The sequence below is a fragment of the Exiguobacterium sp. genome (assembly GCF_020832205.1).
Taxonomy (GTDB): domain Bacteria; phylum Bacillota; class Bacilli; order Exiguobacteriales; family Exiguobacteriaceae; genus Exiguobacterium.
On sequence record NZ_JAFIFD010000019.1, the window covers coordinates 1 to 12,727 of the forward strand.

The following is a 12,727-nucleotide window of genomic DNA, read 5'->3' on the forward strand; positions in this document are numbered from 1 at the left end:
GTCATCCATCACGCTCACATATTAAATTTCACAGGTGACAGTTATCGTGTCACGCATGCGTTGTCGAAACACTAAAACCTAGCTGGCAAAGTTCTGTACTTTTCGTTGCATTATTGTGCACATTTGTATTGCAAAATACACGAAGCTCCAGAGCGTGTTGCGTTTGCTTTTCAGCGTTGTCTCAGGGGCCTCTTTTCGTTCTATCAAGTCTTGTAAGTACAGGTCGATTGCATCGTTCAATAATACAGGTTTCATCTCACTCACTCCTTCAAATGAATTGCCTCTCGTAGTTCCCGTTGGACGTCGGCCTTATATGCGCGCAAGCGACTTGCGGAATACGGTAGCGTCTGCTCGGTCCCATCAATCAAGTGGCAGAGGAGTTCGAAATGGCGGGGCGACAGCAACACCCGTTGTTCATCGAGCCAGTCGAACAAATGGCGCTCGGATGTCATACATTGTTCCGGGATACGCTCGGCCGCGACTTCGTGCTTCAAGTGCCGTGCGTTCTTCTGTTGGTGGTTGAGGATGGCGCCTCGTATCCGTTGGAAGCAGTATGTTTTCGATAGCGTGCAACCGCGATTCAACGCTTCCCATAGCGCAATCCGTGCGATTTGGGCGCAGTCTTCTTGTTCGTTCGGGTGGATATGGAGATGGCGGATGACGTAATGGATCATCGGCTCCCATTCAACAATTTGGTCATCGAGCTGGTTTATGGATGGATTCTTTTCCGAGCGCTCTGTTGATTTTCCTAGGTTAATTCGAGTATAGTCATCGATATTCGAGGATTAGGTGTTGCTGTACGTACGCCTTTCGACTCCATCCGTTATTGTATGCCGATATCTCAAACAAGCCCGGGGCTTATGTGTGATAAGGGCGCTGTCCCATCTTGGATATCGATGAATATTCGACGAATGTGAAAGAGACTGGTTGGAACCAGTGGAATGTATTATCATCGCAACCTGGTTTACCAAATGATGCAATGAACCGACAAACCTTCATAGATCTCCTTGATGAGACACCGTTACATAAGAGCTATTTATGCCGACACATTTGTATGTGAAGTGCAGGTCCTCTACTTGCGAAGGATCGAGTCTAGCTAAGATATCAAAAACGTCCTTTCCCCCGTGTTCGAAATCAAATTATTAGGCGTAAAAAGAAAATATTTGAAAAAGGTAAACTTTAAATTCCTGATATAAACTATATTTAGTTGATATTTATCATAATGGAGGAATTTAAGTGAACACATATTTTTCAAAGATTTTAATCACGATTGGAATAGCTTTTATGGCTTTCGGTAATTCGGTTTCAGCGGACGAAAACAAATTACCGAAACGGGTCATCGTTCAAGTGAAAGGCACGGAAACGGGCGACCTTAACGGTGAGGTGATCTCGTCGAAACAAATCAAAAAACAGACAACGCTTACGGTCGAAGTGCCAAATGGGATGTCCACTACCGCGTTCATCAAAGAGTTGAAGCAAGAGGATCACGTGATTCACGTCGAAGAGGATCACTTGATGACGTTGACGTATACACCGAGTGACGTCTATTACAGTTCCCAGACGCACCACAACAACATCCAATCCGAAGCTGCCTGGGACCGATCGATTGGAACGAACGTGATCGTGGCCGTATTGGATAATGGGATTGATATGAATCATGAAGATTTAAAGGGGAAAATCGTCAACCCGTACGACACCGTTTATGACTCGCCCTACACGTTGTCGCCCGGCAAACACGGGACTCACGTTGCAGGGATCGTGGGCAGTCAAATGGATAACTATTATGGGGGGGTAGGGGTGGCGCCTGATACGGCCATCATGCCGATTGACGTATTTATCGGGGAATCGGCCTATACATCGGACGTGATCGAAGGCGTATATCGCGCGGTCGACCAAGGGGCTGACATCATCAACATGAGTCTAGGGAGTTATCACTACAATTATTCCTTCCAGCAAGCCATCAACTATGCGTACGCACGAGATGTCGTCGTCATCGCGGCAGCCGGGAATGACGCGACCAGTGCGGCGCATTATCCGTCCTCGTATGATCACGTCATCTCGGTCGGGTCGACGACCTCGTACGACACGTTGTCTTCGTTCTCGAACTATGGATGGAACATCGATGTCACGGCACCAGGAAGCCAGATCGTTTCGACGACGCCATACAATTCATACGGTTCCATGAGCGGAACATCGATGGCCTCACCGGTCGTTGCGGGTGTCGCCGCTTTGGTCAAATCAGCGGAACCGGGTCTGTCTGTCGATGCGCTCACGGAACGCTTGACGAGTACCGCTGATGATTTGGGAAGCCCGGGCCGAGATTATTTCTATGGCTATGGACGTGTGAATGCGAAAGAGGCGCTTCACATTCGTCAACTCGATCCGGTCCGTATCGATGAGTTTTCCGATGCGGCCACTGTTGTCACCGGAAAAATCCCTGAACAAAATGGATACGGCACTGTGGTTTTGCATGATCCATTGGGTGGGGTGATTGGTTCGGCGGATAAGTTGTACGGCGGAGATCGCTTCAAGATCAATACGCCGCGCTACACGGCAGGCACGACGCTGAGCGTGATTTATTATGATTCTTATGGTAACCACAGCGAACAAACCTGGTTTACGGTCGTTGATAAAACGGCCCCGATCAAACCGAGCGTGAACCCGGTTAGCAACGCCGTTGCCACAGTGAGCGGGAAAGCAGAGGCCGCCAGCACGGTGACCGTGAGAGCTGGCACGGCGCTCCTCGGCCAAGCGACGACGAACAAAGATGGCCTGTACACCGTGACGATTAAGAAACAGAAGGCTGGGACGGTCCTTCGCGTCGTGAGCACGGACGCTGCCGGTAACGTCAGCCCGATTGTAGAGACGACGGTCATCGACAAGACGGTGCCGGTCATTTCTGGAGTGTCGGATGTGATCGTAGAAGCAGGATTAGCGTTCGATACAAAACGAGGGTTAAGTGCATCAGATGAAACGGATGGCAACCTGACTGCGTTGGTTGCCGTGTCTGGTGCGGTGGATGTTAATAAAACAGGTGTGCATATCCTCACGTATACGGTGAAAGATCGCGCTGGCAATGTAGGCAAACTGGTACGTCGTGTCACCGTGAAAGATACGGTCAAACCGGTTCTCAACGGTGTCAAAGCGAAGACGATCTATTGGAACAGCCGATTTGATGCCAAAACGGGGATCACGGCGACTGACAATATAAGTGGCAACTTGACGACGTCAATCAAAGTGTCTGGCACGGTCAACGTCAAAAAAATCGGATCGCACTACTTGACGTACAGTGTCACAGACAAGTCGGGCAATACCACGACGGTAGTTCGGAAGATTGTGGTCAAAGATCATGTCAAACCTGTCATTTCAGGTGCGAAATCGAAGTCAATCAAATTAAAATCGAGCTTCAAACCGTTAAGCGGCGTGACGGCGAAAGACAACGTGGACGGTACGTTGACGAAGTCAATAAAAGTGACTGGAAAAGTGAACACGCAGCGTAAAGGGGTCTATCCATTGACATATACCGTCAAAGACAAAGGCGGGAACAGCACGGTTGTGAAAATCAAGATTACAGTCAAATAAGAACGTGGCTGTCTATTCGACGACATGGATCCGACACTTCGGACCTATGTCGTTTTTGGTGATATCGCACCGTTTTACTATCGTATTTTTTTCGGTCAGTCGATGACCGGTTTCCCCGACATGCTATACTAAGAAAAAAAGCACAGAAATGGGTGGAACAGTTATGGGGAAGACGACACCACGGAACTCGAAATGGATGCGGACGTATAACCGCTCGCTCATCCTGCGGCTCATCCGGCTCCATCAGCCGGTGTCCCGGGTCGAGCTCGCCAAAGAAACGAACTTGACGAAACCGACAATCTCGAATATCGTCAACGAACTGAAGGCAGAAGGGTTGATCAACGAGCGTGAACTCGGCGTCTCGAGCGGCGGGCGCCGCCCGATCATGCTCGAACTCGCGGCGAGCGACCGGTTCGTCATCGGCATCGACGCGACGCAGCGCAAGCTCCACGGCGTCGTCACGAACATCCACGGGGAGCTTCTGTCTGAGGCGTGGCACGACGAACGGTTTGACACAAACGATGAGTTCATCGAGGCGATTGTGACGCTCTATATCGAGCTTGCCGGCAAGGCGGCCGGAGACGTGATTGGACTTGGGGTGTCCGTCCACGGGATGGTCGAGGCCGGCGATGGCGTCGTCTTGTTCGCGCCGCGTTTCCACTTGCATGACATCCCGCTCAAGCGGGAACTCGAGAACCGGCTCAAACAGAACGTCTTTGTCGAGAACGACGTCCGGACGCTCGCCTTGGGCGAGCTCTATTTCGGCGAGGCGATTGGCATCGACGAGTTCTTCTACGTATACGCCGGGTACGGCATCGGCGGCGCCTACGTCCACGGCGGCGAACTGATCGACGGCGAGCACCATATCGCCGGCGAGATCGGTCACATGCGCATCATGCTCGACGGACCGATCTGCTCGTGCGGCAACCGCGGCTGTCTAGAGGCCGTCGCCGGGGAACGGGCCATCTTGAACGAGGCCCGGGAAACGAGCCAAACGCTGACGCTCGATACGCTCCGCGAACACGTGAAGGAAGATGCGGCCGTACGTGAGCTGTACGAACGGGCCGGGGAGTACATCGGCATTGCGACGCTCAACATGATCCATCTGTTGAACCCGAAACGGATCTTGCTTGGCGGGCCGCTCTTCAACTACGCGCCGAACGTCGTCACGAACATCCAGGAACGGGTCGCCCAGACCGCGCTGACGATCGACGCCCGTCAGACCGACATCCGCGTCGTCCCATGGAATGCCGACCACGGGGCGCTTGGGGCGGCGGCGCTCATCACGAACCAATTATTCCGCGAAATCCAATGAAGCATCACGTCGTCTTTCTAACTTGGAAAGGCGATTTTTTATTTCTTTCAAAGAAAGCGTTTACAACATTTCGATTCGTATGCTATATTGTGTTTGTAGTTAGATAATAAATTTAATTTACTAAGTAAGGGGTGACACTCTCGGGAACACGTCTGGAGGGGTAATGATGCAAAAAGAGACACCATTGAAAGATCAGTTTCACGACATATTCGGCCGTTACGGGGCGACCCGCATCTTCAGTCGGGACGGTTTAACGTTTAGCGAAATGGAAGCGCTAACAGGTGAACCGGTCGACATCGTCATCACCCGCTCGCGTCGGGACGGGATCTTCCGGCTCTATGACGAGGCGACGCGAGACATCCGGCTGTTCCGGGTGTCGAACTTATCGCGGGACGCGAAGGCGGATGACGCGGACGGGTTGTTCGAGCTGTTGCTCTGGCGCTTGAAAGAACAGGACGCGCTGCCGTTCGGGGCGGACCTATATGTCGTCGGGCCATACATAGACGGGCCGAAACTCGATATCGAACTGATCGCTTATACATTGACGAGGCTCGGCGACAAACCGATGCCAGAAGCACTCATTCGGGAACTATGCCACCGACTCGTGGCGTGACTACACATTCAAAGGAGAATGAATCATGAAGAAATCGACCATCGCACTCGCATCATCTGTACTCGTCCTCTCATCACTGCTCGCCGCTTGCGGCGATAAAGACCAGGCAGCCGCGACGACCGAAGACGGCAAGCCGATCATCACTTGGTGGGGCTGGGCGCCGCAACCGGAAGTCGGGGAGGCACTCGCCGAGGCGTTCAACGAATCGCAAGACGACTACGTCGTCAAATTCAAGCGTCTCGAGGATTACGAGCAACAGCTCCAAGTCGCGATGCTCGGCGGCGACGGCCCGGACGTCATCGGTCTCAAGGAACCGATGATCCCGCAATACAAGGACCGCCTCGTGCCGGCGAAAGACTACATGGACAAAGCGGCCGGTGAAGGATGGAAAGAGAAGTTCATCGAGCTCGGCGTCGAGCAGACGACGGTCGACGGGGAACAGTATGCGGTACCGGTCGGGTTCACGGGTCAGGCGTACCTCATGTACAACAAGACGCTCCTCGATCAATACGGCGTGACGCCGCCGAAGACGTATGACGAGACGGTCGCGGCAATCGAGAAAATCAACGGCGCCGGCGATAAAGTCATCCCGCTCCAACTCGGCGCGAAAGACGCCTGGGTCGGCACGGACGTGTTCAACGTCTTGAGCCACCAAGTCGCACCAGGGTACATCCAAAAAGTACTCGAAGGCGAAGCGAAATGGACGGACGACGAGATGGTCGAGACGGCCGAGCTTTGGCAACAGCTGTTCGCCGACAAAGTGTTCCAAGAAGGGGCTTTGGGCCTCGCGACATACATGGACGGCATGAACAACTTCTTCGATAAGAAAGCGGCGATGTGGGTCATCGGCTCATGGGAAGCCCACTCGATGACGACGGTCGAGAAGCGTGATAAGTGGAACAACTTCGAAGACGAGATCGGCTTCGTCCCGCTCCCGAACCTCGCCGGAGGCACGGAGCAACCGGTCATTGCCTCAATCGACATGGCGCTCGGCGTCAACAAAGAGTCGAAACAGCAAGACGGCGCGGCCGCGTTCATCGCCTACATGACGCAAGGTGAGGGCCAGTCGCTCTACATGGAGAAGTTCGAGATGGCACCAGCAATCAGCGACATCGAAGTCGACTACGAGGACAAGTTCACGAACGACGTCGAACGCGAATCGTATGAAATCTTGAACGAGACGGTGAAGAACGCCGTCGCCGGTCGCGGCATCCGTGACCCGCGCGTCTATGACACGCTCGGGAAAGAACTTCAAAACATCGCCGCCGGACAAGACGCCAAGCAAGCGCTTGAGCGCATCCAAGCGGTCGCGGACCAAGGTAAATAATATTCCGAGCGCCAGTAGCCAGTCTCGCTGGCGCTCGATTCTTTGAAGAGAGTGAGGGATCTTTATGCAACAAGCTACCGAATTGAAGGAAGACGGCCAACCGGTGCTTACGACCGTGCCGCCGAAACAGCCCGACCCGATGAAGAAGAAGGCACAGCTGAAGAAGAACCTCGTCGGCTGGGCGTTCGTCGCCCCGACCGTCCTGTTCGTCATCGCCTTCATCTATTACGGCATCTTCTACAACGCCTACCATTCATTCTTCTCATGGGACGGCATCTCGTTTGAGAAAGTGTTCGTCGGCTTCGACAACTTCGCCCGGATGTTCCGTGACCCGGAGTTTTATAGCGCCCTCAAGAACACGGGCATCTTCACGGTGCTGACGGTGTCCGTCCAGGCCGGTATCGGTCTCGTCTTGGCGTATTTGTTGCACACGAAAGGCGCGGGCCGGACGTTCTTCAAGTCGGTGTTCTTCTTCCCGGTCGTCTTGAGCCCGGTCGTCCTAGGTGCGGCATTCTCGCAAATCTATGACTTCCAGTTCGGCTACATCAACGAATTCCTGCGCGCGGTCGGCCTCGGCGCCCTCGCCCAGAACTGGCTCGGCGACCAGGACGTCGCCCTCTACTCGATCATCTTGATCAACATCTTCCAATGGACGGGCTCGTCGATGATCATGTACTACATGGCGATGCTCGCCATCGAGCGTGAAGTGTTCGAAGCGGCGAACATAGATGGCGCCGGCTTCTGGCGCACGCTCTGGAGCGTCGTCTTCCCGAACTTGAAAGGTACGACGTTCACGCTGACGATCCTCGGGGTCATCGGTGGACTGAAGACGTTCGACATCGTCTGGATCTCGACGCAAGGCGGTCCGGGTAACTCGACCGAGGTCATCTCGACGTACTTGTTCCGGAAATCGATGCTCCACCAAGAAGTCGGGTACGCGAGCGCGCTCGCCGTCATCTTGCTCATCATCGCGCTCAGCATCACGTACTTCCAGACGCGCGTACAGAAGAAAATGGACTGAGGAGGCCCACACATGGAAATTCAAACGAAAAAAGGCAGATGGCTCACGAATATCGGCCTCTCGCTCATGGCCGTCATCTGGCTGTTCCCGATCTTCGTCATGTTCAAGGAGAGCCTCCGGGTGAACGGGTTCAGCAACTACATCGCGACACTGCAAAACCCGAACTTCCCACAGTTCGTCTTCAACAGTTTCATCGTCGCGTTCTTCATGATCACGATTTCAATCACGTTTCTCGCTTTCGCGGCGTTCGGCTTCTCGAAGCTCCAGTTCGCCGGAAAGCGACTTCTCTTCAACCTCGTCCTCGCTGGACTCATGCTACCGGTCGCGTCGCTCATCGTCCCGCTCTTCTTCACGTTGCGGACGCTCGACGGGCTGAACAGCTACTGGGGCTTGATTGGCGCCGAGGTAGCGTTCTTCCTCCCGTTCGGGCTCATGCTCATCAAGAGCTACTTCGACGAACTGCCGAACGAGCTGATGGAAGCGGCCCATATCGACGGGGCGACGACGTTACAGATCTTCTATAAGATCATGATGCCGCTCGCCAAGCCGGCGCTCGCCACGGCGACGATCTACGCGTTCCTCAACTCGTGGAACGAGTACTTGCTCGTCCTCACGTTCATGACGGACCCGGCGAAACAGACGGTGACGATGGCGCCGACTTTCTTCACGGAAGCGCTCGGTGGTGACCCAGGTAAACTATACGCCTCGCTCGTCTTGATCAGCTTGCCGACGATGGTGTTCTATATCTTCTTCCAACGCTTCTTACAGAAAGGCATGACGTCAGGGGCGGTCAAATAATCGATTGAGGTGAATGCAATGTATTTAGGAGTAGACTACTATCCAGAACAGACGGACCGCGCCCTTTGGGACGAAGACGTCCGCTTGATGAAAGAACTCGGTGTCAACGTCATCCGTATGGCCGAGTTCGCATGGACGATGATGGAGCCGGCCGACGGCGAGTTCGACTTCTCGTTTTGGGACGAGGTCGTCGACAAATTCGGCCAAGATTTCGATATCATCCTCGGTACGCCGACGGCGACGCCGCCCGCATGGATGATCGAAGCGCACCCGGACATCTTGCCGGTGACGGCCGACGGTGTTCAAATCAGCTTCGGTGCCCGTCGCCACTACACGGTGAACAGCCCGGTGTACCGCGACTATTGCGAACGCATCACGCGGAAGATGGCCGAACGGTACGGGAAGCATCCACGCGTCATCGGCTGGCAGACGGACAACGAGTATGGCCACGAGAAATCGGACCGCTCGTATGGCGACGTCGACCGAGTCGCGTTCCAAGCGTGGTTGCAAGACCGCTACGAGACGCTCGATGCGTTAAATGCGGCCTGGGGGACCGTCTTCTGGAGCCATACGTACACGGCATGGACGCAGATTCCGGTCCCTCGCACCGTGTTCCAAGAGCACAACCCGTCGCTCCTCGTCGATTTCGACCGCTTCTGTTCGGACGCGTACCGCTCGTTCAACAAGCTCCAAGTCGACACGCTCCGTCCGCTCATCCATGACGACGCGTTCATCACGCACAACCTCGTCTACAGCGACATGGCGATCAACCAGCAACAGATGGCCCAAGATCTCGACTACGTCTCGTTCGACAACTATCCGGTCTGGGGCGGACTGCCTGAGCCGAACCGGTTCGAGAAGACGGCGCACGACCACGATCTGTGCCGCTCGTCGAAACAAGGAAAAGGCTTCTGGGTGATGGAGCAGCTTAGCGGCGCCCAAGGTTGGAGCCGGATCGGCTACTTGCCTCGCCCGGGCCATATCCGCCTTTGGACGCACCAGGCCGTCGCCCGCGGTGCCGAGGCGATCGTCTACTTCCGCTTCCGCGCAGCTGACTTCGGGACCGAGGAGTTCTGCCATGGCATCATCGACCATGATGGCAAGCCGAAACGGAAATACAAGGAAGTGCAACACGTCATGTCCGAACTGCATGCGCACGGCGACATGATCAACTCCGCCGAATACAAGGCGGACGTCGCCGTCTATTACGACCAAGAGAACTTGTGGGCGTGGACGCACCAGCCGCACTCGGACGCGTTCAACTTCAAACAAGAGTTCGTCCGTTTCTACGGCGCGGCCGTCCGCCAAGGGGTCAACACCGACATCGTTTTCCCGGGTGACGCGCTCGACAAATACAAACTCGTCGTCGTCCCGCTCTATTTCCTCGGGAATGAGACGTTCGACGCGACGCTCATCGAATACTTAGAGAACGGCGGCAACGTCATCTTCACGTACCGGACCGGCGTCAAAGATCCGCTCAACCGGTGCCACAACTTGACGCTTCCGGGCAAGTTCGCCAAATACGTCGGCATCGAGATCGACGAGTACGAGAGCTTGCAGGCCGTTCAGTCGAACGAGGTCAAACTCGGCGATGCTGTGTCTGAGGCGAACATCTGGTGCGACTTGATTACACCGCACGGCGCCGATGTGCTCGCGACATACGGCCAGGCGTTCTATCAAGGGACGGCCGCCGTCACACGCCACACGTATAAAGGGGACGTGACATACATCGGTTCATCGGTCGACGATGCGATGCTCGACACGATTTACCACGAGGCGCTCACGCGCGCCAATATCGACGCCGACCGTCTACCGGACGACGTCGAGAAAGTCGACCGCTTCGGTGACGGCTACACGATTCGCTTTTATATGAACCATTCGACGGACGTGACGTCATCGGTCGACGTATCAGGCGACTGGCAGACGCTCGAAGGAGAGCCGGTGTCCGGTACGCTCACGTTGAACCCGCTCGACGTCGTCATCTTGAAGCAGGAGGTGGGGGCATGATCTATCGTTTCGACGACCGCTTCGTGATCGAAGGGACGCAGATTGCCTACGTGTTCGATGTCGACGCACGCGGTCGGCTCGTCCACCAATACCTTGGCGGCCGTTTGCATGAGTCCGACTACGCCGAGCTACCGGACGCGCGCGTCCTGCACTCGTCATTTGAGACACCGGAAGGCGTGGCCGCGTACGAGTTCAGCTCGTTCGGCGACCTCGTCTACACTGAGCCAACGCTAAAGAGCGAGACTTCGGGTGAACGGTTGCACGCCTTCACCTTACAAGACGCCGCGATTGACGGCGACACGCTCGCAATCACGTTGCATGATTCGCTCCAACGTTTGACGGTAACGCTCACGTTCAATTTATATGCGGCGTACGACATCATCGAACGCAAGCTGACGGTGCGAAGCGAGGCCGCGACGACGCTCGAGAGCGTCCAGTCGTTCAGCCTCGGACTCATCGATCGTGACATGAGGCTCAGCCATTTCAGCGGGCTGTGGACGGGCGAGTTCCAACTGCAACAAGGCCCGCTCCTCCCGGGGAAGAAGACGATTGAGAGCCGTCGCGGTTTGACGAGCCATCAGAGCAACCCGTGGTTCGCGCTTGACGACGCGGCGACGGAAGAAACTGGCGAGGTCGTCTACGGCTTCCTCGGCCATTCCGGCAACTGGGCCATCCACTTCGAACGCGACCAGTTCGGCTTCACGCAAGTGACGGGCGGGCTCAACCCGTTCGACTTCAAGAAGACGTTACAGCCAGGCGAGTCGTTCACGACACCATCTGCCTATATCGGTTATACGCAAGATGGATTCGGCGCAATGAGCCGGAACGCGCACGACTTCGAGCGCGACGTCCTCATGCCGGAAGTGACGCGCGAGACGCTCCGCCCCGTGCTGTACAACTCATGGGAGGCGACGTACTTCGACGTCAGTGAGGACGGTCAGAAGCGCCTCGTCGATGAGGCGGCAAAAATCGGCTGCGAGCTGTTCGTCGTCGACGACGGGTGGTTCGGCGAGCGTCATTCGGACGCGGCCGGGCTCGGGGACTGGCACGTCAACACGACGAAGTTCCCGAACGGGCTCGACCCGCTCATCCGCTACGTCGAGAACAAGGGACTCCAGTTCGGCCTCTGGGTCGAACCGGAAATGGTCAACCCGGACTCTGACTTGTACCGGGCCCATCCAGACTGGATCTATCACACGAACGGGCGTCCGTCGACGACGTCACGTAACCAGTTCGTGTTGAACTTGGCACTGGCGGAAGTCGAGGCACACGTGACGAATCTCTTGGACGACTTGCTTTCGAAGCACGCCATTCGCTATATCAAGTGGGACATGAACCGCGCCTTCTCCGAGCCGGACAGCCCGCACTTAGGGGAGGCGAAAGAGCTGTGGCTCCGCCACACCGAGGCCGTCTACCGGATTTTGGATACGCTCCGGGCGAAACATCCGGGCGTCGCCTTCGAATCGTGTGCCGGCGGCGGCGGACGCATCGACCTCGGTGTGTTGTCACGTGTCGAACAAGTGTGGACGAGCGATAATACGGACGCGCTCGACCGGCTGACGATCCAAGAAGGGTTCTCCTACGCCTACAACGCCAAGATGATGAGCTGTTGGGTGACGGATGCGCCGAACTGGCTGAACGCCCGTTCGCTCCCGCTCGCCTACCGCTTCGTCAGCGCCATGCAAGGAACGCTCGGCATCGGGGGCAACTTGCTCGAGTGGAGCGAGGACGACCTGAAGGAGTCGAAGCGTTGGATTGAGACGTACAAGTCGATCCGCCCGCTCGTGCAGCACGGGACGAGCTATCGTCTCGCTTCGCTGAAGACAGACGGGTTCCACGCGATGGGCTATACGGACGGGGAAGACTACGTCGCCCTCGTCAACGCCGACCGGCGCCAATATGGGAAAAACAAACTGCGCGTCAAACTCGCCGGGCTCGACCCGGAGAAGACGTACACGTATGACGGCAGAGCGTTGAGCGGCCGTTACTTGATGCAACAAGGGATCACACTCACACAACAAACAGACTATGACGCTTTCTGCCTGGTGATTCGCCCGGCGTGAG

9 protein-coding genes are annotated in these 12,727 nt (G+C 55.7%); 8 read left to right on the forward strand and 1 reads right to left on the reverse strand.

The features are described from left to right. Positions 1 to 260 precede the first annotated feature (260 nt). Positions 261 to 674: a sigma-70 family RNA polymerase sigma factor gene (locus JJU47_RS04080; RefSeq protein ID WP_228616402.1), complete on the reverse strand. Its 414-nt coding sequence runs from the start codon at positions 672 to 674 to the stop codon at positions 261 to 263. Between the two features lie 610 nt (positions 675 to 1,284). On the opposite strand from JJU47_RS04080, the gene JJU47_RS04085 reads away from it, so the two are divergent. The 8 genes from JJU47_RS04085 to JJU47_RS04120 all read left to right on the forward strand — a co-directional run bounded on the left by JJU47_RS04085 (position 1,285) and on the right by JJU47_RS04120 (position 12,726). Continuing rightward, positions 1,285 to 3,582: a S8 family serine peptidase gene (locus JJU47_RS04085; RefSeq protein ID WP_228616404.1), complete on the forward strand. Its 2,298-nt coding sequence runs from the start codon at positions 1,285 to 1,287 to the stop codon at positions 3,580 to 3,582. 163 nt (positions 3,583 to 3,745) lie between these two features. Then, complete coding sequence (locus JJU47_RS04090; RefSeq protein WP_228616406.1) at positions 3,746 to 4,897, forward strand: ROK family transcriptional regulator; 1,152 nt, start codon at positions 3,746 to 3,748, stop codon at positions 4,895 to 4,897. Between the two features lie 166 nt (positions 4,898 to 5,063). Then, the gene (locus JJU47_RS04095) at positions 5,064 to 5,510 is read left to right on the forward strand and encodes a hypothetical protein (protein WP_228616408.1); all 447 of its coding nucleotides are present in this window, start codon (positions 5,064 to 5,066) and stop codon (positions 5,508 to 5,510) included. 25 nt (positions 5,511 to 5,535) lie between these two features. After that, the gene (locus tag JJU47_RS04100; protein WP_228616410.1) at positions 5,536 to 6,837 is read left to right on the forward strand and encodes an ABC transporter substrate-binding protein; all 1,302 of its coding nucleotides are present in this window, start codon (positions 5,536 to 5,538) and stop codon (positions 6,835 to 6,837) included. Between the two features lie 64 nt (positions 6,838 to 6,901). Beyond that, positions 6,902 to 7,858, forward strand: a complete 957-nt coding sequence (locus JJU47_RS04105; RefSeq protein WP_228616412.1) for a carbohydrate ABC transporter permease — start codon at positions 6,902 to 6,904, stop codon at positions 7,856 to 7,858. 12 nt (positions 7,859 to 7,870) lie between these two features. After that, on the forward strand, positions 7,871 to 8,656 hold the full coding sequence (locus tag JJU47_RS04110; protein WP_228616414.1) for a carbohydrate ABC transporter permease: 786 nt from the start codon (positions 7,871 to 7,873) through the stop codon (positions 8,654 to 8,656). Between the two features lie 18 nt (positions 8,657 to 8,674). Next, entirely contained in the window at positions 8,675 to 10,663 is a 1,989-nt protein-coding gene (locus tag JJU47_RS04115) for a beta-galactosidase (protein WP_228616416.1), read from the forward strand. Next, the gene (locus JJU47_RS04120; protein WP_228616418.1) at positions 10,660 to 12,726 is read left to right on the forward strand and encodes an alpha-galactosidase; all 2,067 of its coding nucleotides are present in this window, start codon (positions 10,660 to 10,662) and stop codon (positions 12,724 to 12,726) included. The genes JJU47_RS04115 and JJU47_RS04120 overlap by 4 nt, the downstream gene beginning before the upstream one ends. The last annotated feature ends 1 nt before the right edge of the window (position 12,727 follow it).